This window comes from Nocardia rhamnosiphila NBRC 108938, from assembly GCF_000720425.1.
Lineage (GTDB): Bacteria > Actinomycetota > Actinomycetes > Mycobacteriales > Mycobacteriaceae > Nocardia > Nocardia rhamnosiphila.
Window position 1 is genome coordinate 742,271 of the sequence record NZ_JOAJ01000001.1, and the last position, 25,863, is coordinate 768,133.

Annotated in this window: 8 protein-coding genes; 6 read left to right on the forward strand and 2 right to left on the reverse strand. The window is 69.7% G+C overall.

Annotated elements, in window-relative coordinates; genetic code table 11:
- Positions 1 to 402 precede the first annotated feature (402 nt).
- The 4 genes from IG75_RS0103520 (at position 403) to IG75_RS0103535 (ending at position 5,356) form a co-directional block, all read left to right on the forward strand.
- Positions 403 to 1,623, forward strand: a complete 1,221-nt coding sequence (locus IG75_RS0103520; RefSeq protein WP_162183772.1) for a cytochrome P450 family protein — start codon at positions 403 to 405, stop codon at positions 1,621 to 1,623.
- Positions 1,624 to 1,675: 52 nt separating this feature from the next.
- Positions 1,676 to 2,635: an AraC family transcriptional regulator gene (locus IG75_RS37175; protein WP_051714176.1), complete on the forward strand. Its 960-nt coding sequence runs from the start codon at positions 1,676 to 1,678 to the stop codon at positions 2,633 to 2,635.
- 149 nt (positions 2,636 to 2,784) lie between these two features.
- Positions 2,785 to 4,200 (forward strand): bifunctional lysylphosphatidylglycerol flippase/synthetase MprF, encoded by a 1,416-nt coding sequence (locus IG75_RS0103530; RefSeq protein ID WP_081876606.1) that lies wholly within the window; start codon positions 2,785 to 2,787, stop codon positions 4,198 to 4,200.
- A gap of 250 nt (positions 4,201 to 4,450) precedes the next feature.
- Positions 4,451 to 5,356 (forward strand): SAM-dependent methyltransferase, encoded by a 906-nt coding sequence (locus IG75_RS0103535; protein ID WP_030519680.1) that lies wholly within the window; start codon positions 4,451 to 4,453, stop codon positions 5,354 to 5,356.
- A gap of 33 nt (positions 5,357 to 5,389) precedes the next feature.
- On the opposite strand, the gene IG75_RS37180 is transcribed toward IG75_RS0103535, so the two are convergent.
- Together IG75_RS37180 and IG75_RS0103545 are read right to left on the reverse strand one after the other, a co-directional pair.
- The gene (locus tag IG75_RS37180; protein ID WP_051714177.1) at positions 5,390 to 6,112 is read right to left on the reverse strand and encodes a DUF6875 domain-containing protein; all 723 of its coding nucleotides are present in this window, start codon (positions 6,110 to 6,112) and stop codon (positions 5,390 to 5,392) included.
- Positions 6,109 to 23,319, reverse strand: coding sequence for a non-ribosomal peptide synthetase (locus IG75_RS0103545; RefSeq protein ID WP_051714178.1), 17,211 nt, complete (start codon positions 23,317 to 23,319; stop codon positions 6,109 to 6,111). The genes IG75_RS37180 and IG75_RS0103545 overlap by 4 nt, the downstream gene beginning before the upstream one ends.
- A gap of 569 nt (positions 23,320 to 23,888) precedes the next feature.
- Between IG75_RS0103545 and IG75_RS0103550 the strand changes: the two genes are divergently transcribed.
- A complete protein-coding gene (locus IG75_RS0103550) occupies positions 23,889 to 25,385 on the forward strand; it encodes a molybdopterin-dependent oxidoreductase (protein ID WP_030519683.1) in 1,497 nt (498 codons plus the stop codon).
- Positions 25,386 to 25,405: 20 nt separating this feature from the next.
- Positions 25,406 to 25,747, forward strand: coding sequence for a hypothetical protein (locus IG75_RS0103555; RefSeq protein WP_030519684.1), 342 nt, complete (start codon positions 25,406 to 25,408; stop codon positions 25,745 to 25,747).
- Positions 25,748 to 25,863 lie beyond the last annotated feature (116 nt).

The following is a 25,863-nucleotide window of genomic DNA, read 5'->3' on the forward strand; positions in this document are numbered from 1 at the left end:
GTAGCTCGACACGGTCGACCACGGCCACATGGGGAGCATAGAGCCGCACTACATCGACGAACAGGGTCGGTCCCGCGACGACCTCCCGGCCGGGACGACTCGTCGGGCCGGGAACGGCGTCCGGCCCGGCCCGGACCGAACCCTCGGCCGGACGCGGTGGCGGGCGGCGCCGGCAGGAATCGGTGCTCGTATCGCCGGTGTCGCGATCGCTCCGTGTCCCGGTGCGGGTAACCGGCCGGCTCCTGGGCGATATCCGTCTCGGCGGCAGCGTATTTCGGGTTACCGCCCACCTTCTTCGGGTTCGGGGCACAGTCGGGCCGCGCGGTCGTCGGCCGGGGCGCCGGAGCGCGATACTCCTCGGCGAGCATCCGGTGACGCCCGGGCCTGTCGAAAGGAATGCACGTGTCGACCACACTTCCCGCTTTCCCCGCTGTGAACGAGAATCCGCTCGATACGTGCCGCCGGCTGCGGGAGACCGGGCCCGTCGTCGAGGTCGAATTCCCCGGCGGCGTACCCGGCTACCTGGCGCTGACCTACGCGGCCGTACGCGAGGTCCTCGCCGGTGACAACACCACGTTCGCCCGGGATCCCCGGCACTGGCCCGCCCTGCACAACGGCGCGATACCCCAGGACTGGCCGTTGCGCGCGGTGGTCCAGGGTGAACATCTGTCGACCAAGGACGGTGGTGACCATCGCCGGCTGCGCGGTTTGATCGGCAAGGCGTTCACGCCGGGCCGGGTGCTGGCGCTGGAGCCGCGGATCCAGGCGATCATCGATGAACTCCTCGACGGGGTGGTCGCCGCCGGCGACGGGGTCGATCTGGTGCCCGCCTTCACCGAGGCGCTGCCGATGGCGGTGATCTGTGAACTGTTCGGTGTCCCCGAACAGGACCGCGGTCGTTTGCGCGGCTGGACGGCGACCCTGCTGGCGCACAACAGTTCGCCCGAGCAGGCCTTCGCGGCGCAGAACGGGCTGCAGGCCTACCTGTACGACCTGGTCGAGCGGAAGGAGCGGGAGCCGGGGACCGATCTGACCTCGGGTCTGGTGCAGGCGCGGGAGCGGGACGACAGGCTCACCACCGAGGAACTGGTGGCGGTTCTGTGGATCATGCTCGTCGCCGGTCACGAGACCACCGTGCATATGCTGGGGTATGCGATCCTCGCGCTGGCCCGGGATCCCGAGCAGCTCCGCTTGGCGAAAGCGGGCGATCGGTGGGCCGATGTCGTGGAAGAGACCGTGCGCTACCGCCATTCGGTGATGATGACCAGCTGGCGGTTCACCCTGACAGATGTGACCATTGCGGGTGTGGCGATTCCGAAGGGCAATGCGGTGGGCGTGGTCTACCAGGCGTGCGGAATCGATCCCGCGGAGTACGGCGAAACGGCCGACCGGTTCGATATCACCCGCGCACAGCGGGCCGGTCATCTGGGCTTCGGGCACGGCCCGCGCTACTGCATCGGCGCCGGGCTCGCCCGGCTCGAGGGGCGGCTGGCGCTGGCGTCGCTGTATCGACGGCTGCCGGATCTGCGCCTCGCCATCGATCCGGACGAGGTCCCCTACACCCCCTCGTTCTTCACCATCGGGCCGCTGTCCATACCGATCTCGCTCGGCGAGCCGCGGTGACCGCAACCCACCGGCCGGCCGGTCCCGCCGGAGCATCGTCCAGGACGGGACCGTGGAGTTCTACAGCGTGACCGCGCGGAGTTCGGCATCGTGGACCACCATCGCCGACAGTTTGATGCCGATGGACCACGACTACCACGAACCCGACCGGTGGAGTGCGACGATGTCGGTGCAGGAGAGCGCCGGCTACCGGCTGCTGCGCTGGGATCAACGCGGATCGCGGACCTCGAGCCGGACCCGGCCGCATATCCGCCGGGTGGCGGGCGACGATTTCTACTGGGTCGTGCTTCCCGAGCAGGGGACGTACACGGTCCGGTACCGGGACGGCAGTGTCACCGGTGCCGGACCCGGGCGGGGAGCGGTCACCGTCCTCGATACCGTGTGTCATCTCCACATCCCGCGGTCCTCCGCCTACGCGTTCCAGGTGCCGCGCGACGAAATGGAGGACCGCACCGGTTCGTTCGGGACACGCACCGCGGAACTCGATATGTCGTCCGGTCTCGGCCGAATCACCCGGACGCTCATCCGGAGCACCCATGCCGAGCAAGCGGCACTGTCGGAGAGCGAGTTCGACGCGGTGTGCCGTCGTATCGGGGAACTGCTGTGCATGCTGTCGGCCGGTGAGGTGAGCCCGCAGCGGGGCCAGCACGGCGAGGTGACCGAACAGGTGCGGCGGTACGTGCGCACCCATATCGGTCACCGGGACGTCCGCCTGCCCGCCGTCGCCGCGGCGCTGGGCTGGTCGCCCCGCCAGGTGCGCACCATCCTGCACCGCAGTGGGATCACCTTCCGTGATCTGCGGCGCGAAGAAGCCCTGCGTGCCGCGTGCTCGTTCCTCGGGGATCCCGCCTACTCCGAGGTGCCGATCGGTGATCTGGCCGCCCGGTGCGGGTTCAACGCGTCGTGGTTCTCCACCGCGTTCAAGGAGGCGACGGGAGAGACGCCGCGGGAGTACCGGCAGCGCCGTCGCAGTGATCTCGCCGCACGGGCCGGCGGCGACAAGGTTCGATGATCGCCTGTCGCCCCGCGGGTCGGCACGTCCGCCGGGACGGGCATCGCGCGCGACTGTCGAGGATCGGGTCGGATGGCTAGAATTGCAGTCGTCCGGCGGCCGGAACGGATACCGCACGGTGCGGATACGCGAACTGCGGGAGCACCACCATGGCAGAGCGGTCATGGCAGGGGGAACGCCACTACGGGGACGGTGCCGTGGGTGCGGCCGAGGGCCGCGCACCTCTCGGTGGCCGTGAAATCTCCTCGCCCGCGACACCCGCGGCGCGGGTGTCTGCGGTCATCGTGATCCTGCTGATCGCGCTGATCCTGCTCTACGAAGCCGAGGTCACCGCCCGCGGCGGCGCCGCCCATTCGTGGTCGACGGCTCTCGCGCTATCCGCGCTGCTAGTGGCCCGCGGCGTGTACCTGCGCCATCCGATCACGTACCCGCACATCACGGTGGCGGTACTGGTCCTGGCCGTCGCCAGCGTCGCCTACCGCGTCCACCATCCCGGCGTGGGATTCGTCCTGCTCGCCGCCGCCGGCTTCGTTCTGGTACTACCGCAACGCGCCGGATCGCAGCCCTATCGGATCGACAGGGTGGCCGAGCTGGTCGCCCGCACGGAAGGCGACCCGCTCGCACCGTTCGCCATGCACTCGGCCAAGGCGTACTTCTTCGACAGGCGATCCACCGCGGCCATCGGTTATCGCACCCGCTTCGGCATGGCGGTGGTCGGCGGTGACCCGGTCGGTGACCGTGCCGCGTTCCCGGACTTGATCTCGGCGTTCTCCGAGTTCGCCGCCGGTCGTGGTTGGCGGCTCGCGGTGCTGGGCGCGAGTCCCGGCCTGGCCGAACTGTGGCAGGTCTGCGCCTATCGGCACCGCGGACTGCACGCGGTGCCGATAGGCAACGATGTGGTCCTCGACGTCGACAGTTTCGATCTCGGCGGCCGCAAGTTCCGCAATCTGCGTCAGGCGGTGAACCGCACCGTGAACGCGGGTGTCGGCACCGAGGTGCGCTACGAGTCGTCGCTGACCGCGACGCGGCGGGCCGAACTACTGGCCATTGTCGACCAGTGGGGCCGGGGCAGACAGGTTCGCGGCTTCTCGATGATTCTCGATCACCTGCTCGACGGCCGTCATCCGAACATGCTGGTCGTCATCGCCGCCGACGCGGACGGGCGGGCGGTCGGCTTCCAGCGCTACGGGATCTCCGGAAAAGGAAAAGAACTGAGCCTCGACGTCCCATGGCGGCGCAAAGACGCGTACAACGGTGTCAACGAGCGCATGATCGTCGATCTGGTCGGCTATGCGAGGGATCACGATATCCACCGGATATCCCTGGCCTTCGCACCCTTCCCGGAGTTGTTCGCCCGGCGGGGGAAATCACCCGGCGCCCGGTCGGCCCGCGTGCTGGTGCACCTGGGCGATCCGCTGATACGGCTGGAATCGCTCTATCGATTCCTGTGCAAATTCCATGCGCTGTCCGAGCGACGCTATGTCCTGATCCGCTGCCGGGACATTGTCGTGGCCGCCGCGGTGCTACTCACCCTGGAATTCATGCCGCACCGCCGAGAACACTGAGGGCGGCCCGGCCGCGGAGCGACGGACACCGTGGTCGCTACCGGTGCTTCACGAAACACAGGGACGTTCCGCGCCGCGACGAGCCGGAGTAATACCTGGTCGGACGGTACGACGTCCCCTTCCGGAAGTAGAATCGTCGGTGGCCGGCCTCGTCCGCTCACGGGTCTTTTCCGGGGCCGCGGCAAACATGGTGTGCTCTTCCGCGCGTGATCGTCTTGTCCGTATCCACCGTCGATCGGGAGGTTCCGTCGTGCGAACCGAAGGAGATGTCTGGGATATCGTCACCGGTGTCGGGCTCACCGCGTTGGGGGTGGCGACATTCCGAGCGCTGGAATCCGCGCTCCCGGAGCCGCTCATCCGCGACGAGTACGCGGCACTGTTCGTCCGCGCCGCCGGTGAGCCGCACTTTCTGGACATACTGGCGGATCCGCCGACCCTTGCCGGCGCTCCGCTCGTCCCCGGATTCATGGGGTTGCGGACCAAATTCTTCGACGATTTCTTCCTGTCGGCCGCCGGGGACGGAATCGCGCAGGTGGTGATACTCGCCGCCGGGTTGGACGCGCGAGCGTATCGGCTCGACTGGCCGCCGGGAACCGTTGTCTACGAGATCGATCAACCCGATGTGCTCGAGTTCAAGAACCGGGTACTGGCCGAACACGGGGCGACACCGCGCGCCGAACGCCGCACAGTGGCCGTGGATCTGCGTTCCGACTGGCCGGCCGCGCTGGCGGCGGCCGGAGCGGATCCGGCCGCGGCCACGGCGTGGTCGGCCGAAGGGCTGCTGCCGTACCTGCCCGGGGCGGCTCAGGACGCACTGTTCACGCATATCGGCGGATTGAGCCCGGCCGGCAGCCGGATCGCGGTGGAGAGCATCCCGGACGGGGCGGCGAGCAGCGGTTTCGCCAAGATCGAAACGAAGTATCTCGACAAGAATCCGTTCGGCGATATCGACCCGGCCGAACTGTTCTACACCGACGACAGAACGGATCCGGAACAGTGGCTGGGTGGGCACGGATGGTCGGTGCAGGCCGCCGCACCCGCCGATCTGGCCGCCACCTACGGTCTGGTTCTTCCGGATCTCCCCGAAGAACTCGAACAGCACTGGGAACGGCCGCGGTACCTGTCCGCGGTGCGGAATCCGGGCCCCGCGGCATAGCGCGGGTGACCGGCCGCGTCCGCGCGGCGGTGATCACGGGGGCCGCGGTGCGCCGCCGCGCGCGCCCACCGGTTCGGGTGCGGCCGGATCACTGTCCGGGACAGCGGGTTCGTGCACGAGCCGGTCGGCCATCGCCGAGGTGATGAATTCGGGAATGGACGGGGCGAAGATATGGAGGTAGATATCGATCCATTCCTGGCTGGTGTCGAGGAACAGGAAGTCGGTGGCCACCATATGCCGGACGGCGAGCAGGGGGAGAGGTGAATCGAGGGCCGGGAAGCGCGGATTGTGCAGCCCGGCGACAGTGCAGCCGGGGTAGAACTGCCCGAGCATCAGACCGTCGTGGACGAAACGGGTCTTCTGGTCGCGTTGGACGGCCTCGATACCGGTGTAATCGGTGAGATCGGGGAAGACCACGAGGACAGCTTTGAAACGTGCGTCGGGCTCCTTGGTGGGCTGCAGGACGGGGAACAGTTCGTAGAGGTCGTCGACGATCCCGGCGATGCGCTCGATATCGATCCGGGGACCGTCGAAGAACGCCGCCCACAGGAACCGGCGCTCGACGGCATGGCTCATATACGGACAGACGGGACCGTGACGGCCGAGATCCGGATGAGGTCGGCACAGGTAATCGAGAGTCCACCGCCGAAGTTCGGAGGTGCGGGGGTGCTCGAGGGCGGCGCTCACCGGGTCGGGCGCGAACAGGCTGGCGGGTTCGATTCCGGAGCGTCTACCTATGGCTCGGTCGGTGGTCATGATCGCTTGTCCTTGCTGGAGTCGGGGCCGGGCGACGGGGAAGTCCGGACGGAGTGGAAGTGCTGGGTGAGGGCGAGTCCGATCGCGCGGAGTGCGTCGGGGGCGGTCATCTGTTCGTGCCGGATCGGAATACGGTGTTCGGTGATCCGGCCGGTGATGTGGTCGGCCCAGGCGAGAGCCGGCGCGGCGCCGTCGTCCGTCCTCTCCGGTGCGGCGCGGAAATAGATCAGGTCACCGTCGAAGAGCCCGGGCCGGTGGTGCCAGGTCAGGTCGACCAGCCGGGTGTAGTCACGGTGGAGTCGCGTGAGGTGTTCCGCGGTCAGGAGGGTGCCGAACCCCCCCTGCCGGTGCAGCAGTTCGGCCGCGGCCGCCATCGTGAGTTCGGCGGAGTCCGGGTCGGCGGCACCGGCCTCGGTCAGCATCTCTCCGATGGTGGGTGTGGGCGCGCGGACGCTGTCGGCGGTGACCACGCGCGTGTCCATCATGGCCAGCGTCGCCACCGGCTCGCCGTCCCGGCGCAATCGGACGGCGATCGCGTGGGCGATGGTGCCGCCGAGCGAATAGCCGAGCAGGTGGTACGGACCGTGTGGCTGGACGGCCCTGATCTCCTGGACATAGCGGTCCGCGAGCCGATCCAGGGTGGCGAACTGCGTATCGGGTTCGGTGAGCGCCGGTGATTGCAGCCCGTGGATCGGCCGATCGGAATCGAGATAGCGCACCAGTCCGCTGAATCCCCAGGCCAGACCGATGGCGGGGTGGACGCAGAACAGCGGCGGGCCGTGTCCGGTGCCGCGCAGCGGAAGCAGCACCGCGAACACGTCCTCGGGTGCCGGCTCGTCACCGAGGTGGCGGGACTCGATCCGGTGGGCCAGCGCCTGCGGCGTCGGATCGGTGAACACCCAGTGGAGCGGCATGTCGGCACCGGTCGTCTCGCCCAGCCTCGCCGCCAAGCGGGCCGCGTCCAGTGAGTTGCCGCCGAGGTCGAAGAAGTTGTCGTCGGCACCGGCCCGTTCCAGCTCGAGGATGCCGGCGAAGGCGTCGCACACCGTGGTCTCGAGCGGCGTGGCCGGCGGCCGGTACACCGCGGACCGCCGGTCGGGGGCGGGGAGTGCCCGGTAGTCCAGCTTGCCGGTGGCGGTGAGCGGGAGCCGGTCGAGAGTGAGGACGGCCGCCGGGATCATCTGGGTGGGCAGCCGTGTCGCGAGATAGGTGGTCAGGGCGGGGATATCGGGTGTGGTGCCGGGGGCGGGGACGACGTATCCGACGAGCCGGCCGGTGCCGTCATCCCGGTCGTGAACCGTGACGGCGGCCTGGTCGATATCCGGCCCGCTGCGCAGGGCGGCCTCGACCTCACCGGGTTCGACGCGATTACCCGCGATCTCGAGCTGCCGGTCGCTGCGGCCCGCGTACCGGAGTGACCCGTCGGCGTTCCAGGCGACCAGGTCGCCGGTCCGGTACATCCGCGTGCCGGGCGGTCCGTACGGATCCGGGACGAACCCGGCCGCAGTGGTGGCGGGGCGCCGGTGGTAACCCCGGGCGAGGCCCGGCCCGGACAGGTACAGCTCGCCGACCGCTCCGGGCGGAACCGGACGCAGCCCGCGGTCGAGCACCACGGCGGTGAAGCCCCGGATCGGGCCGCCGATCGGGAGGGGACCCTCCGGAGCGGTGCCCAGGGGTGCGGCGGCACAGCTCATGATCGTGGTCTCGGTGGCGCCATAGGTATTGATCACCGTGTGGTCCGTCGTCCATCGGGCCGCCAGCTCGGGCGGGCACGTCTCGCCGCCGAGAACCACGGTCTCGAGGGTGCCGAGCGTGCCCGGGTCCAGTGAGGCGAGCACGGTCGGCGTGAGCGCCGCGTGGGTGATGTGCCCGGCGTCGATCGCCGCGGCCAGTTCGGCGCCCGCGACCACGCGGGCGGGGGCGAGGACCGCGGTGGCTCCGGCGGCCGCGGCGCCGAGCCATTCCAGAATGGAGACATCGAAGCTGGGGGAGGCGGCGGCCAGTACCCGGGAGGCGGAGGTGAGACCGAACCGCTCCCGTGCTTCGGCGGCCAGATTCGCGGTTCCGGCATGGGTGACCACGACGCCTTTCGGGGTACCGGTGGAGCCCGAGGTGTAGATCAGATACGCCGGGTGCTCGGGGCGGAGCACGGTCGCGCGCGCGGAATCGGTGATCGCGGCGGGTGATGCCGCGGCCGTCGCCGTCGCGAAGGACGGACTGTCGAGGGTGAGCCAGTCGACCGTGTCCGGCAGCCGGTGCCGGACGTCCGCCGAGGTGAGCCCGGTGGTGGCGCCGGAATCGGTGAGAATGCGGGCGATCCGATCGTCCGGATCCGCCGGGTCGAGTTGGACGAACGCGCCGCCGGTTTTCGCGACCGCCCAGACGGCGACGACGGCGTCGACCGAACGCGGCAGCACCAGTGCCACGAACGACTCCGGTCCGACTCCGGCGTCCAGCAGGACCCGCGCCCATCGGTTCGAGCGCTCATCGAGTTCACGGTAGGTCAGGCGCACGCCGTCGTCGGCCACTGCTTCGGTATCGGGTGTCATCGCCGAGGTCAGCACCTGCGGTAGCACCGACAGCGCCGTACCGGGCCGGCCCCGGACAGGTACCAGGGCGGCCTGCTCGTCCGGTGACAGCAGCCGGAGCCGGGTGAGCGGAAGATCGACATGTTCGGCGACGGCGTCCAGTACCCGCAGTACCCGGTCGGCGAGTGCTTCGATGCGGTCCGCGGTGAAGAGTTCGGGCAGGTATTCGAAGCCCAGGCGCAACCGGGTGCCGTGCTCGACGATCAGACCGAGTGGATAGTGCGCGGCATCGCGGCCGTGGACGCCCAGGACGCGGAGGCCGGCGAGATCGGCGGCCTCGGACAGCCCGGTCCGATCGATGGGGTAGGACTCGAAGACGGTCACGGTGTCGAACAGGGCGCCGGGGCCTGCCACGTTCTGGATCCGGGCGAGCCCCAGATGCTGATGGTCCAGCAGCGCGGTCTGTTCGGCCCGGATCCGCCGGAGCAGCCGGGCGAGGGTGTCGCCGGGGGCGAGCCGTACCCGGACGGGCACCGTGTCGACGAACAGCCCGACCATCGATTCGATGCCCTCGAGCTGCGGGGGGCGGCCGGACACGGTGGCGCCGAACACCACGTCCTCGCGGCCGGTCTCGGTCGCCAGCACTATCGCCCAGGCGGCCTGGACGATGGTGTTGAGCGTGACCTCCTGTCGCTGGGCCACGGTGACCAATGCCGTGGTGCGGTCTTCGCTCAGCTGCCGGTGGACCTCGCGCCCGGCGGCGGTCTGCCGGCGGCCGCGGTCGGCGGGCGCCAGCAGGGTCGGCTCGACCGCGCCGGTGAAGGCCCGGGCCCACGCGTCATCCGCCGCGTCCCGGTCCTGGGCCCGCAACCAGGCCAGATAGTCACGGTAGGGGCGCACCGGGGGCGGTAGCAGGGCGGGATCGCCGTCGCCGACGTAGAGCTGCAGCAGTTCCCGGATGAGCAGGGGCGTCGACCAGCCGTCGATCAGGAGGTGATGCATGCTCACCAGCAGCCGGTACCGCTGCGGGGCCAGATCGATCAATGTCAGCCGCAGCAGCGGCGGGCCGGCCGGGTCGAAACCGGCGCGGCGGTCGGCCGCCATGATCCGCTCGAGTTCGAGCGCCGCCTCGTCCCGCCCCGGCAGCCCGATCCGGCCGAACGGGACGTCGACGTGCCGGCGCACCACCTGGACCGGTCTCCCCGCACTGTCGCGGTCGAAGGCGGTGCGCAGGTTCGGATGCCGTCCGAGGAGATCCCGCACGGCGCGCCGGAGACGGTCCGCGTCGATGGTCCCGCCGAGCTCCAGGCAGAGCTGCACCACGTAGGCGTCGAGATCACCGGCCGCCAGCTGGGCATGGAACAGCAGCCCGGCCTGCAGCGGGGTGACCGGCCAGATGTCGTCCAGTCCCGGCTGCCGGGCCGCGAGCCGGTCGATCGTGGACTGGTCCAGGTCGAGGAGATCTATATCCGAAGGGGTCGGGCCACCGCTGCCGGGGCGGGCCGCGTGTGTGGCCAGCGCGGTCATCGCGTCGCGCCACAATTCCATCAGCTCGGTGACCTGGACCGGGTCGAGAACGCCGGTGGGGTATTCCCAGGCGGCGGTGAGCGCCGGCCCGCCGGGCGTGTCGGTGGTGGCCGCGTTGATGCCCAGGAGGGCGGCTGCGGGTGCCTCCGGATTCTGTGCGCCGCCGGCGGCTCGCGGGCCGGCCGGCATCCACTCGGCCGACGCGGCCGCGGGGAGTGTGTCGAACCGGCCGAGATAGTTGAAACTCACCTGTGGGGTGGGCAGTGCGCGCAGCTCGCGAGCGGTCTCGCTGTCGAGATAGCGCAGCAATCCGAAGCCGGTTCCATGGCGGGGTACCTGCCGGAGCTGTTCCTTGACGGATTTGACCGCCGCTCCGGCGGCGGCTCCGGCGGCGAACGCGTCGCCGATATCGATACCGGACAGGTCGAGTCGCACCGGATAGGTGGTGGTGAACCATCCGACGGTGCGGGTGAGGTCGGCCCCGGGGAGCACGGTGTCGTGGCGGCCGTGACTCTCGAGGGTGAGCAGCGTTTCCGCGCTGGTGACACCGCGACGGTGCCGCCACCGGGCCAGTGCCAGCGCGAGCCCGGTCAGGAGCGCGTCGTCCACATTGCCGCGGAAGGCCCGGGGGAGTGTGGTGAGCACATCGTGGGTGACCGCGGGAGACAGCGTGATCTGCGCGGTGGCGACGGTGGCCTGCGTATCCACGGCCGGATCCATCGGCCGGGAGCCGAGCGGCGGATCGCCGGTGCCCAGAGCCGACCGCCACCGGTCGAGTTCGCCGTGGTCACCGGCAGCGGTGTGCAGGGCGTCCGCCCAGCGGCGCATCGAGGTACCGACGGGCGCGAGGTGCGGTCGTTGCCCGGCCCGCACCTGGGCCCACGCGGCGGCGAGGTCGGGGACGAGGATCTGCCACGACACACCATCGACCACGAGGTGGTGTGCGACGACGAGCAACCGGCCCGGCTCACCGGCCGGATCCAGCCAGACCAGTTGCAGCACCACACCCGCCGCGGGGTCGAGGCGGCCGGCCGCCGCGTCCGCCTCGGCCGCGGTGAGCGCGGCGAACGCGCTGCTCCCGGGGGCCGAGTCCGCCGGTACGTGCCGGATGAGCGCGGCGGCCGATACCGCGGCCGGTTCCACGCGCAGCGCCCACCCCGACGGATGCGCCGGATCGGGGTACAGCCGGGCCCGCAGCATGTCGTGGTGATCGAGTACCGCCTGGACGGTGGCGCCGATACCGGCGGCGTCGATATCGGCCGGCAGTGTCAGCTCGACCCATTGGCAGAAGCGGTCGAAGCCGCCCCGTTCGAACATCCAGCACATGATCGGGGTGAGTGACACCGGACCCACGCCTCCGCCCGGCAGTTCCGCCGGACGGGAAGGTGCCGCGGCGCCGCTGTCGGGCACCGCGATCCGGGCCAGCCCGGCGACCGTACGGTGGTCGAACACCGCACCTGCCGAGAACACCAGTCCCACCGCCCGGGCCCGGGTCACCAGCTGGATGGCCATGATGCTGTCGCCGCCGAGCGCGAAGAACGAATCGTCCGCACCGACCTCGTCGAGTCCCAGTACCTCCCCGAACAGTCGCGCCAGCGTCTTCTCCGACCCGGTGACCGGGGCCCGGGATACGGTCCGGGCCGCGGTGAGGTCCGGCGCGGGGAGCGCGGCGCGATCGAGCTTGCCGGTCGCGGTCAGCGGCAGTGCGTCGAGCACCATCGCCTGCGCGGGGACCATATGCGCGGCCAACCGCTCGCCGGCGTCGGCCAGAACTGTGGCGGGATCGATTTCGGCGCCGGGTTCGGGCACCACATATCCGATCAACCGGTCTCCGGTGGCGGGGTCGCGGTGTACGGCCGCCGCGGCGCGGGCCACACCCGGGCAGGCCCGCAGCACCGCTTCGACCTCGCCGAGTTCGATGCGGAAACCACGGATCTTCACCTGCGCATCGGCCCGGCCCACATACTCGAGTGCCGGGCTCCCGTCCGGTTGCCGCGACCAGCGCACCAGGTCGCCGGTCCGATACATCCGCCGTCCCGGCCCCGCGAACGGATCCGCGACGAACCGGGCCGCGGTCGTACCCGTCCGGTTGCGATAGCCGCGCGCCAGGCCCGGACCGGCCAGGTACAACTCGCCCACGACCCCGACCGGCACCGGGCGCAACCACGTGTCGAGGACGACCTGCCCGACCCCGCGGTGTGGGCGCCCGATCGTCACCGGCTCGTTCGCCACCAGTGGTGCGGAGGCATGGGTTTCGACCGTGGCCTCCGCGGGACCGTAGTTGTTGAGCAGAGTCCGCCCCGGCGCCCATTGCGACACCAGTTCTGGTGGCGGCACCTCGCCGCCCAGCGCGACCGTTTCGAGGTACGCCAACCCGGCCGGGTCGATCGTCCCCAGCACCGTGGGAGTGAGCGCGGCATGGGAGACTCGCTCCCGGCGCAGGATCCCGGCCAGCTCGTCACCGCCGTAGGCGGCCGGGGGTGCTATCACGAGCCGTCCGCCCGACCCGAACGCGCACAGTTGTTCCATGACTGCCACGTCGAAACTCGGTGAGGCGGCATGCAGGACCCGGGTGGCCGGCCCGATACCGAAACGCGACTGTTGATCGGCGAGCAGATTCGCCAACCCGCGATGCGAGACGACCACACCTTTCGGCACCCCGGTCGAACCGGACGTGTAGATCACATACGCCACCTGATCGGGCCGCATGGGCAGTGTGCGCTCCGCATCGGTGACCGGTGCCGCCGTCGCGGCCGCGACGTCCGCGGCCGTCGCCGGTTCGTCGAGGACCAGCCAGTGCACCGGTCCGGGCAGCCGATCCCGCCACTGTGCCGAGGTGATCCCCACCGTCACACCCGAATCGGCGAGCATGTGCTCGATCCGGCCGGCGGGGTAGGCGGGGTCCACCGGAACGAACGCCGCCCCCGATTTGGCCACCGCCCAGAGTGCCAGCACCGACTCGACCGACCGCGGCAACGCCACCGCGACACCGGTTTCCGGTCCGGCGCCCCGGGCGATCAGGCACCGCGCCAGCCGATTCGATTGCGCGTCGAGTTCGCGGTAGGTCCACCGGCGGTCTCCGCACACCACCGCGACCGCCTCCGGGTCTCGGCCGGCGGCCAGTAGTTCCGGGAGGACCCGCTCGGTCACCGCCGGATCGCCCGCTACCGAGAGCAGCTCGCGGTACTCCGCCGGGAAGAGCAGCTCCAGCCGGCCCAGCGGCCGATCCGGGTCTGTGACGAGGAGGTCCAGTACGTGCAGTATCCGGCGCAATATCGCGGCCGCCGCGTCCTGGTCGAAGAGTTCCGGCAGATACGTGACGCGGAGATGGAGCCGGGTGTCGGTGTGCGCGACCACGCCCACCGGGTAGTGGGCGGCGTCGGTACCGGTCACGCCGGCAACCCGCAGGCCGGCGATATCGGTCTCCGCGGTCAGCCCGCCGCGGTCGACCGGATAGGACTCGAACACCGTCATCGTGTCGAACACCGCCCCCGGCCCGGCGGCATGTTCGACATCGGCCAGGCCCACATGGTGGTGATCGAGCAGGGCGGCCTGCTCCGCCTGGATCCGCTCCAGCAGGTGTCCCACGCTCTCGGCGGGATCGAGCCGGACCCGCACCGGCAGGGTGTTGACGAACAACCCGATCATCGATTCGATATCCCGGATCTGCGGGGGACGCCCGGAGACCGTCGACCCGAAGGTCACATCGTCGCGGGAAGTCAACAGGCCCAGCACGATCGCCCACACCCCCTGGACCACCGTATTGAGAGTCACTCCCCGGGCCTGTGCGAGGCCGGTCAGCCGCGTGGTCTGGGCCTCGGTCAGTTCGCCGATCACATCACGGGATCCGGTGTAGCCGCGCCCGGGGTTCGCCGGAGCCACCAGAGTCGGCTCATCGGTACCGTCGAATGCGCGGGCCCAGGCCTCGAGCGCCGCGGTCCGGTCCTGCCCGCCGAGCCAGGCCAGGAAGTCCCGGTAGGGCCGGACCGGGGGCAGCACCGCGACGTCACCGTCGGTGGCGTAGAGCACCAGCAACTCGCGCAGGAACAGCGGGGTGGACCAGCCGTCGAGCAATAGGTGATGCTGGGTCAGCACCAGCCGGTAGCTGTCCGGCCCCGTGGTGACCAGCATCCAGCGCAACAGCGGCGGGCGCGCCGGGTCGAACCGGGTCGCCCGGTCCGCGGCCGTCAGCAACTCCCACTCCCGGGCTCGCGCGTCGTCGTCCAGACCGGACAGATCGACCTCCGACCAGGGCGCCGCCACACCGCTGTCGACCACCTGGACCGGTCCGATATCGGTGACGAATGCGGTGCGCAGATTCGCATGCCGGTCGAGCAGCAGCTGTCCGGCCCGCCGCAGCCGCTCCGGATCGACCCGGCCCCGGAGTTCCAGGACCAGCTGCACCACATACGCGTCCGTCGATTCCTCGGCGGCCAGTGCGTGGAACAGCAGACCCTGCTGCAACGGGGTCAACGGCCAGATGTCCTGTACTGCGGGATATCTCTGCTCGAGCCGCTCGATCTCGGACTGCCCCAGCGGGATCAGATCCAGATCCGACGGTGTCAATCCGCCGGCCCCGGGATTCCGGGCGTATGCCGCCAGCGCGGTCAGCACGTCCGACCACGACTGCGCGACCCGGCGGACCTCCGCGGCGTCCAGCACTCCGGCGGGATACGACCAGATCGCCCGCAGGTGCTGCCGGACCCCGTCGTCGACGATCCGGGCGGTGATATCGAGCGCCGCGGTGACCGGCATATCCGGATTCAGCGCATGGGCGAGTACGGCGCCGGAGAAGTCGCCGCCGTCGTCCACCGGCTGCCATGGCTGGGCCTGCTCGCGGGGTCCGGCGAGGATGCGGCCGAGGTAGTTGAACCCGATCTGCGGCGTGGGCAGCGCGCGGAGCGCCGGTGCGGTGTCCTCGTTCAGGTAGCGCAGCAGGCCGTAGCCGATGCCGTGGTCCGGGAAGGCGCGCAACTGTTCCTTGACGGCTTTGACCGCTGCGCCGATCGCCGGCCCGCCGGCGTACGCGTCGTCGAGGTCGATATCGGAAAGATCCAGTCGTACGGGGAAACTCGTGGTGAACCAGCCGACCGCCCGCGTCAGATCCGCGCCCGGGACGACCTCTTCCTCGCGGCCGTGGCCTTCGAGACCGATCACCGTCGCCGCGGGCCGGTTGCCGGCTTCCTCGGGTTCGCGCTCGCGGCGCCACTTCGTCGTCGCCAGCGCCAGCGCGGCCAGCAGGCCGTCGGCCACGGTGCCGTGGAATGCGGCGGGCATATCGGTCGACAGCGCCGCGGTGACCTCGGCCGAGAGCTCGACCTCTACCGTGCGCACCGTCTCGGCCACATCGACCGCGGGGTCGAGGGGGCGGGACCCGATCACCGGATCGAGTTCCGCGCACACGGCCTGCCACCGGCCGAGTTCCGCGGTTCGCTCCGGGCGATGAGCTGCCTCGACAAGCCCGTGCGCCCAGCCGCGCATCGATGTCCCTGCCGGGGCGAGATCGGGTGGTTCGCCGGATTCCGTCCGCGCCCACGCGATCGCGAGGTCCGGCACCAGGACCCGCCAGGAGACACCGTCGATCGCCGAATGATGCACCAGTATCAGCATCCGGTCCGGTACCGCGGGGTCCACCGGATCGAACCAGACCACCTGCGCCACGATGCCCGCACCCGGGTCGAGCCGGTTCGCCGCGGCCGCCGATTCCGCGGCGGTCACGGCGCGGAATCCGGGGCTACCCGGCACCGCCGCGGTGGCCACCCGATGGATGATGTCGTCGGATCGGATCGCGCCGACCGGTAACGTCTCCCAGGTCCAGCGTCCGTCGTCGGCCCGGCGTAACCGGGAGCGCAGCATATCGTGCCGATCGAGGACCGCCTGCACGGTTTCGGCCAGCCGCCGCCGCTCTGTTCCGGTGGGCAGAGCCAGCAGCACGGCCTGGGTGATGCGGCCTGTTCCGGATCGCGTGTGCTCGGTGAACCAGTGCATGACCGGCGTCAGCGGGATCGGTCCCACACCCGCGCCGGGTGGTTCCACCGAAGCGGAAGCCCGCGCGGCCTCGTCGTCCCGGACGGCGATCCGGGCCAGCCCGGCGACCGTCCGGTGGTCGAACACCTCGCGCGCGGAGAACAGTACGCCCGCCGTCCGGGCCCGGGTCACCAGCAGGATCGACATGATGCTGTCGCCGCCGAGCGCGAAGAACGAATCGTCGAGTCCGACGGTGTCGATACCCAGTACATCGGCGAATGCCCCGGCGATGGTGCGTTCGAGCGGTGTCTGTGGCGCCCGGAATGGTGTGCTGTCCGCGCGGACCGGATCCGGTAGCGCCTTACGATCCAATTTGCCCGCCGGTGTGAGCGGGACGTGTTCGAGCACGGTGATCGACGGCGGGATCATATAGGTCGGCAAGCGGCCGCCGAGGAATTCGGTCAGCTGTGCTGTATCGATCGAACGGCCCGGCGCGGGAACGACATAGGAGGCCAGCGCCACGGCGCCGGAGGGGCTGTGGTGGCCGACGGTGGTGGCGAATCCGACGGACTCGTGAGCGCCCAATACCGCGTCGATCTCCCCGAGTTCGATACGCAGGCCGCGGATCTTGACCTGGAAATCCGACCGGCCCAGATACTGGATGGTTCCATTCGCGGTCCACCGGGCCATATCTCCGGTTCGGTACATCCGCCGACCGGCTTGCCAGGGGCAGGCGATGAAGCGTTCGGCGGTGGTGCCCGGCCGGTGATGGTAGCCGCGGGCGAGCAGCGGGCCCGCGATATACAGCTCACCCCGGACCCCGGACGGGACAGGCTGCAGCCGCTGGTCCAGAATCCACACCGTGGCACCGCGGATCGGGCCACCGATCGTCACCGGTTCGCCCGCCACCATCCGGTTCGGCCGGGTCGCGGCGACCGTGAGCTCGGTGGGCCCGTAGGTGTTGAGCACCTCGTGGCCGTGGCTCCAGCGCTGCACCAATTCGGTCCCGTAGCTCTCGCCACCGACCATCAGTGTGCGCAGGCGCGGTAGCGGCCATCGGGTGGCGTCGACGGTGGACAGCGCGGAGGGGGTGATGAGTATGTGACCGACCTGCTCGCGGTCGAGCAGTTCGCCGAGAGCGTCGCCGCCGTTGACCTCACCGGGCGCGATGACCATCGTCGCGCCGGCGGCCAATGCCGAAAGCAGTTCCAGTATCGAGACGTCGAAGCTCGGCGAGGACAGGCACAGGACGCGCGAACCGGGTCCGATGTGCAGGCCGTCGTGGTGCTCGCTCGCGACGCCGGCCAGCCCGCGGTGACCGACCGCGACGGCTTTGGGCAGCCCGGTCGACCCGGAGGTGTAGATGACGTAGGCGAGATCGTCGAGGTGCAGCGGGCGCACCCGGTCGGCGTCGGAGACCGGTCCGGTGCCGTCGTCCCGCTCCGGGGTGTCGTCCGGGGTCGGCCAGTCGATGGTGCCGGGCAGCCGATCGCGTACCGAGTCGATCGTCAGACCGAGTACGGCGCCGGAGTCGGTGATCATATGGGTGATCCGGGCAGCCGGATACGCCGGGTCGATCGGCAGGAACGCGGCACCGGACGCGGCCACCGCGCAGACCGCGAGCACGAAATCCGTGGACCGCGGCATCGCCACCGCGACGATGTCACCGGGACCGGCGCCCCGCCGGATGAGCATCCGGGCCCATCGGCCGGCGCGTTCACCCAGTTCCCGGTAATCGATCCGGGCACCGTCGCAGACGAGCGCCGTTGCCGCGGGATCCCGGGCGGCACCGACGGCCAGCAGTTCGGCCAGGGTGCGGGGCGCGACACCGGGCGGGCCGGAACGCGTCAGCAGATCGGCATGTTCGGCGGGTTCGAGCACCTCGATCGATCCCACGGGGACGGCCGGATCGACTGCCACCGCGTCCAATGTCCGAACCCAGCGGCGCACCAGGGATTCGACCGTGCTCGCGTCGAACAGTTCCGTCGAGTAGGTGACCGTCACCGCCAGCCCGCCACTCTCGTCGTCGGCCAGCACCAGTTGCAGATCGAATCGTGAGACGTCCTCGGGTAGGTCGAGCACCGATACGTCCAGGCCGGGCAGTTCCAGATCGGCGCGGGCCAGATTCTGGAAGGCCAGCAGCACCTGGAACAGTGGATGCCGCGACTGGGACCGCTCCGGAGCGAGTTCGTCCACCAACTGCTCGAAGGGAACGTCGGCATTCCCGAACGCGGCCAGGTCGATCCGCTCGACCCGGTCGAGGAAGGCGGTGAACGACTCGCCGAGGTCGACCTCCGTCCGCAGGACCACCGTATTGACGAACATTCCGATCACGTCGTCGAGGACGGCGGCGCCCCGCCCGGCCACCGGCGTACCGATCGCGATATCACCGGAACCGCTCGACCGGGCGAGAGTTGCCGCGAGCGCGCCGTGGATCACCATGAACAACGACGAGCTGCGGTTGCGGGCGAACGCGCGCAGCTTTCCCACCAGGTCCGCGCTCAGCCCGAATCGGTGACTCGCACCCCGGTGGGACCGGGCCGCCGGGCGCGGCCGATCGAACGGCAGGCGCAGCTCCTCCGGTAGATCGGCGAGCGTTTCCGTCCAGTGGCGGATCTGCCGGGCGCTGAGTGATCCGGGGTCGGCGGGGTCGCCCAGGACAGTGCGCTGCCACAGGGCGTAGTCGGCGTACTGGACGGGCAGCGGCGGCCACGACGGTGCCTCGCCACGAACACGGGCGGCATACGCGGTCGCCACATCGCGGGCCAGCGGCGCCATGGAGAAGCCGTCCGCGGCGATATGGTGCACCACCACGGCCAGCACGTATTCGGTCTCCGTTCCGCCGGTCACGCGGAACAACCGGGTACGCACCGGTACCCGGGCACTCACGTCGAATCCCTCGTGTACGAGGTCGGTGATCGCGGCGATCAACCGGTCCGGCCCGACCGGCACCGGGCTCAACTCACGATCGACGGCGTCGACCGATTCGACCACCTGGGTCAGCGTGCCCTTCCGTTCCGGATAACGCGTCCGCAGCGATTCGTGCCTGCCCACGACATCGGTCATCGCCGCACGGAGGGCGCCGAGGTCGAGTTCGCCGCGCAGCCGGACCGCGATCGGCATGTTGTAGGCACCGGAGCGGGTGTCGTACTGGTTGAAGAACCACATCCGCTGCTGGGCGGGCGCCAGAGGTACGAGGTCGGGACGGGGTCCGGCGATCAACGGCGGGCGTTGCCGCCCCGTGCGCATCTGACCCTCCACCTCGATGGCCAGCGCCGACACCCGTGGCGCCTCGAACAACAACCGCACCGGGATCTCGGCACCCAGCGCCGTGCCGAGCCGGGCGGCGACACGGGTGGCCGTCAGACTGTCGCCGCCGAGCGCGAAGAAGGAGTCGTCGAGACCGACGGGGCCGAGACCGAGCACCTCGGCGAAGACTCGTGCGATGGTTCGTTCGACCGGTGTCCCGGGCGGCCGGAACGGCACGGTGCCGGTGACGACGGGGTCCGGTAGCGCCTTGCGGTCCAGTTTGCCCGCCGGTGTGAGCGGGATATGCTCGAGCACCGTGATCGAGGGTGGGACCATATAGGACGGCAGCAGGGCGCGCAGGTGTTCAGTGAGGAACGCGACGTCGATCGAATGATCCGGTGCGGGTACGACATAGGAGGCCAGCGCGGCGGTACCGGAGCCGGTACGATGGCCGACGGTGACGGCGAATGCCACGGACTCACAGGCCGCCAGGGCGGTATCGATCTCGCCGAGTTCGATTCGCACGCCCCGGATCTCGACCTGGAAATCCGACCGGCCCAGATACTGGAGGGTTTCCGCGGCGGTCCAGCGGACCATGTCCCCGGTGCGATACATCCGCCGGCCGGGATTCCAGGGGCAGGCGACGAAGCGCGCGGCGGTCGCTCCCGGGCGGTGGTGGTAGCCGCGGGCGAGTAGCGCGCCCGCGATGTACAACTCACCGGCCACGCCCACCGGGACGGGCTCCAGTCGCCGGTCCAGTACCCACTCCGTGGCACCACGAACCGGGCCGCCGATGGTGACCGGGTCTCCCGGCGCCAACGACGCGCTGTGGTTCGCCATGATCGTGACCTCGGTCGGTCCGTAGGCATCGAAGAACTGGCGGCCCCCAACGGCCCAGCGCCGTACCAGCTCCGGCGGGCAGGCGTCACCGGCGGCGACGACGACACGCAGGCTGTCCAGGCCGGCCGGATCCACCGAGGCCAATGCGGCCGGGGTCGCCACCGCGTGCGTCACCCGGTGGCGGCGTACCAGATCGGCCAGCTCTCCGCCGCCGTAGGTACCGTGCTCGGCGATGACCATCGTGGCGCCGGACCCCACCGCGAGAAGTAATTCCCAGACCGAGGCGTCGAAGCTCGGTGAGGCGAGGTGCAGGGTGCGTGATTCACCGGTGACCGTATAGCGTTCGCGCTGTTCGGCGGTGAGGGCGGCCAGTCCGGCATGTGTCACGGTCACGCCTTTCGGCGTGCCGGTGGAACCGGAGGTGTATATCAGGTAGGCCGGATGCCCGGGCCGCAGCACAGTGGTCCGGTCGCGGTCGGTGAGCGGCCGGGTGTCGCCGGGCGGGTCGTGGGCGCCGGGCAGCAGCCAGTCGACGGTGCCGGGGAGTTTCTCGCGCACCGCGTCGACCGTGAGACCGAGTGTGGCACCGGAGTCGGTGATCATATGGGTGATCCGGGCAGCCGGATACGACGGGTCGATCGGCAGGAACGCGGCACCGGACTTCGCCACCGCCCAGAGGGCGAGAACGGAATCGGGGGAGCGCGGCATCGCTACGGCGACGACGCTTTCCGGCCCCGCGCCCCGCGCGATGAGCGCCCTGGCCGATCGGTTGGAGCGCTCGTCCAGCTCCCGGTAATCGATCCGGGTATCGCCGAATACGAGCGCCGGCGCGCCGGGGTCCCGGGCAGCGGCCGCGGCCAGCAGTTCGGGGAAGGTACGGGGCGCCGGGGCGCCGGGGCCGGACCGGGTCAGCAATCCCGCGCGTTCGGTAGCGTCCAGTATGTCTATCGATCCCACTGCGGCCTCCGGTTCGGCGGCCACCGATTCCAGGATCCGGATCCATCGGTCCATCAGGGAGTCGACCGTGTCCGCATCGAAGAGGTCCGCCGAGTAGTCGACCGTGACGGTCGATCCGGCGGTGCCGGCGTCGGACACCGCGACCCGCAGATCGAGCCCCGGTGCCTCGAGAAGGTCCGTTGCCGCGGCGTCCGGATCACTCGGGTCCGGCTCCGCGTGTGGTGGGCTCCCACAGGCCACCATGACCTGGAACAGCGGATGCCGTGCCGGTGACCGGGGTGGGCGCAGCTCCTCGACCAGCCGCGCGAACGGGATCCCGGCATGGTCGAACGCGGTCGAATCGATCCGTGCCACGCGGTCGAGAAACCCGGTGAACGGTTCACCGGAATCTATTTCGGTCCGCAGCACCACCGCATCGTCGAACGCCGGGCCCGCCCCGGCCGCGGCGCGGGCGCCGCGCCGGGCCACGGGGGCGCCGACCGCGATATCACCGGAACCGCTCAACCGGGCGAGCAGCACCGCCGTCGCGGCGTGGACCACCGTGAACAACGAGGTGCCGCGATCCCGTGCGAATCCTTCCAGCGCACCGACCAGCTCCGCGCCCAATCCGAGCCGGCGGCGCCCGCGCCGGTCCGACGCCACCGCCGGACGCGGCCGATCGAACGGTAGCGGCAGCTCCTCCGGTAGGTCGGCGAGCGTGGCCTGCCAGAACGCGAGGGTTTCGCGGCGGCGCCGGATCCGGGCGCCGGTCCGGGCACTGTCGGGGTGGACGTGTCCGAGGCCGATGTCCGGCCCGGCGGCCGCGAAGGCATCCAGGAACTGCGCGAATCCGGTGCGGTGTGCCGCCACTTCGGACTCGGTGTAGAGGTCGGGGTTGGCCATGAAGTGCAGGATCGTCCGCGGTGGATCGCCGGTCTGATAGAGATCGACCAGCAGATCGTCGACCGGTCCGGAACTGAGGATATGGAATTCCCCGGTGACCGGCCCGAACCGTATCTTCTGGGGGAAGAACATGACATTCACCATCGGGCCGGCGTAGCGATGCTCTCCGTTGTTGCCGGCGGCGGCGCGGATATCGTAGAGGCCGCAGCGCTGATGCCGCAGGGCGCCGATCAGGTCGGATTGCACGTGCCGCACCAGCGTTGCCACCGTGTCTCCGTTGCCGAGCGCGATCGGGAACGGCGCGACATTGACGAACACGCCCCCGGAGCGCCGTAGTACGGCGTTGGTGCGCCCCGATACCGGGATATCGACCAAGACGTCGTCCCGGCCGGTCATCCGGGCCAGATAACACCCGAAGGCGGCGATCACCACGGCGGCCGGGCTCGCGGCCAGCGCTGTCGCGGACCGGTCTATCCGGGCCACCGTCTCCGGCGCCAGTTCGCCGAGCACGGTCACACTTTCCGCGCACGCTGGTGCGTAACCGGTCGCGAGACTCGATCCCTCCTTCGCATCGGCGAGCCGCTCCAGCCAATACGCCCGGTCATCGGTGAACCTCTTCGACTCCCGATAGCTGCGATCCGCTTCGTACAAGGTACGCAGATCCGCCGCCCGGCACGGCTCCACCGGGGCATCGCGCTCCGCGGTCCCGTTCTGCACCGCCGCGGTGTACAGCGCCGCGACCCGGTTCACCATGGTCATCGCGCCGTAGCCGTCCAGCGCGACGTGGTGAACCCGGTTGTACCACAGGTAATGTCTGTCGCCGACCTGCAACAGCGCCCCGGCGAACAGGCGGTCCCGGAGTATATCGAGAGGTGCCGTGTATTCGCGGCGCATCCACTGAATACCCGCCGCCATCGGATCCGGTTCGCCCCGCATATCGAGGACCGGCCCCGTCGACGCCAGATACGGGTCGTACAACTGCTGCGGTTCACCGCCGTTTTCCACCAGACGTAGGTAGCCGGATTGGAATTCGTGGCCCGCTCGAAGCAGACTACGGCGCAGCAGCTCGATATCCAGGTCCCCGTGTAGTTCGATGTACTGCGCCTCGGATATCGGGATATCCGGGCGCAGCTGCTGCGCGAGCCACAGCCCCCGCTGCCCGGCGGACAGGGGAACGGGATTTCCGACCGTAGTCCCGGACCGGGCCGTCCCGTTTCCGCCCGATCCTGGCTCGAAATAGGGGTCCGAGCGGTTCATAGCTCTCCTCCATAAGCGGCCGCCCTCAGTGTAAGCAGAGGTTTTTGCCCGAGTACAGACCGAAATTTCGTTTAGCGCCCCGAGTTCTTTCCCGCAGCCCCGAAATCGGCAGCGTGTGCCGTAACCGGATCCAGTCTTTACGGTATCGATCATGTCGAGCTTCGTGCGAAATACCGGAAGACGTCACGCTCCGATAAACAACGTCCCGGTAATTCGTTACACCTGGTCGACACTTTGTCCGCCTGAACCGGCTACCGGCCTGACGCAGCAAGAGTTTTCGTACCCAAAGTCCGGTTCGGTCGACCGGGTAACCCTCGGATGTCATCCGGCCGTTCGGTACGCGCGGCGCCTTATGGTTTCTTCACCACGTGGCCGGCTCTTATCGAATACACGACATCGTCCGATAGTGGTGCGACACCCGGCGGACGATGGAATCGCGGCAGCGCTGCGAGATAATGGAATACGGCTACCGCGACATACTTCGAGGTATCACGTACCCGAAATGCGAGCTCGGTGGCTTTTGTCCGATTTTTCGGTGGCGTCCTATCGGCAGCGACGAGGAGACCGAAATGGATCCAGTGACGGAGTTCCCGCTCTTCGTGGTCGTCACCCACGCGCTGAACATACTGTTCGTGACGCTGCTGATCCGCTCCGGTATCGAAGTGCTCTCCTCGATGCCGAAGCTGTACTGGAGCGACGGTTGCCCACCGGGGCGGGAGTGGTTGCGGCTGTCGCGGCACAACTACGGAGCCACCGAACGGCGCCCCTGGATTTCGCTGGACGAGGAACGGCACTGGCATCCGATGATCGCGCTGCCCGGCCGCGGCAATCTGGGCCTGGGACGACACTGGCATTTCCTGACCGTGCAGTTCTGGATCGTCACGGGAGCCGTGTACATCGCCATGGTCTTCGCGACCGGGTACTGGCACAACCTGGAACCCACACAATGGAGCATCGTGCCGGACGCGCTCCGCGATGTCGGCACCTACCTGCAATTCCGGCTTCCGGAGCAGCTGCCCGGAGAGCCCTTCGACGCGGCCCAGAAACTGACCTATTTCGCGGTGGTGTTCGTACTCGCGCCGGTGCAGATCGCCTCGGGGGCAGCGATGTCACCGGCAGTGCTGGCGCGATTCCCCCGATACGGGCGGATGTTCGGTGGCAAACAGGGCGCACGCAGCATCCATTTCCTCGGGCTGTGCGCCTTCTGCGTGTTCATCGTGGTGCACGTGTTCATGGTCGTCGTGCACGGCCTGCCCAGCGAGTTCGGCAAGATCTTCCTCGGTTCCGCCGAGGCCGCTCCGGTCCCGGCGACGGTGGCCGGCAGCCTGGTGCTCGTCCTGGTCGTGCTCGTGCACATCCTGGCCACCGTCTTCTCCCGCGCACGGCCGCGGCAGGCGCAACGGGCGCTGGGGGTCGTGGTGCACCGATTCGAATACCTGCTGTCGCGCCTGAGCCGCCCCCGGCAGCACTACCGACGCAGCGATATCTCCGAATATCACCGGGTCAACGGCTACCCGCCCACCGACGACGACTACTGCAGGCTGGCCGCCGGTGGATTCCGTGACTACCGGCTGCCGGTCGGCGGGCTGGTCGCCCGTCCGATGACCCTGTCGCTACCGGAGTTGGCGTCGCTCGGCTTCACCCGCCAGATCACCAACCACAACTGCATCCAGGGTTGGAACGGTATCGCCGAATGGGGCGGGGTTCCGGTCACCGCGCTCATCAACTGTGTCCGGCCCGCCTCGTCGGTGACCCACGTGGTGTTCTACGCCATGGACGACAAAGCGCTCACCGAAGGACGCGGCCGCTACGGGTACTTCTACGAAGCTGTCCCGATGGCCATCGCCCGTGCGCCGCAGGCACTGCTGGCGATGGAAATGAACGGCGCGCCGCTGCCGATCGAGCACGGCGCGCCACTACGGCTGCGGCTGGAGAACCAGCTCGGCTACAAGATGGTCAAATGGATAGAGGCCGTCGAATTCGTCGACGACATCACCGATATCGGTATGGGCCAGGGCGGCTACCGTGAAGACCAGCTCTACTACGGCAACGCCCCCGGAATCTGACACGCCGGCGAGGAACCACCATGACCGGACCCATCGAGCAGGCCACGCATCCCACCCAGTTGACCGTCGCCCATATCCGCGCGCGGGTGCTCGGCGGCCGCGGCCGCGACACCGAACCCGGCGAGCGCGACCGCGCCCAGCGGCACCGCGATATGCTGGGCTCCTTACCCGCGCCGCTCGAACGGGAACTTGTCGCTCTCACCAGTGACCTCATCCGCACCACGCCGACCGGGCCGATCCTGCCCCGGCTCAGGCAACAATTCGAGCGGCTGTGCGCCGATTGGCGGCCGGCGGGCAGCCCACCGCCGGAGGTCCGGCTGTCACCTGCCTGGGCTCTCGGCGACAACGGCATCGAACGCTGATCGGGTCACCGGACGGTGACGGCCCTCCCGGGCCACCGGGCGGGCGTCGTCCTCATGCGCGAGGTCCCCGATGCGGCGTGAATAGCAGGTGCCGTGGTGGGTACGCGCGAGCTGTC

Bases quoted from the DNA above. Each gene is read 5' to 3' on its own strand.
- IG75_RS0103530 (WP_081876606.1), top strand. From the start codon at position 2,785: ATGGCAGAGCGGTCATGGCAGGGGGAACGCCACTACGGGGACGGTGCC.
- IG75_RS37180 (WP_051714177.1), bottom strand. From the start codon at position 6,112: ATGACCACCGACCGAGCCATAGGTAGACGCTCCGGAATCGAACCCGCC.
- IG75_RS0103545 (WP_051714178.1), bottom strand. From the start codon at position 23,319: ATGAACCGCTCGGACCCCTATTTCGAGCCAGGATCGGGCGGAAACGGG.
- IG75_RS0103550 (WP_030519683.1), top strand. From the start codon at position 23,889: ATGGATCCAGTGACGGAGTTCCCGCTCTTCGTGGTCGTCACCCACGCG.
- IG75_RS0103555 (WP_030519684.1), top strand. From the start codon at position 25,406: ATGACCGGACCCATCGAGCAGGCCACGCATCCCACCCAGTTGACCGTC.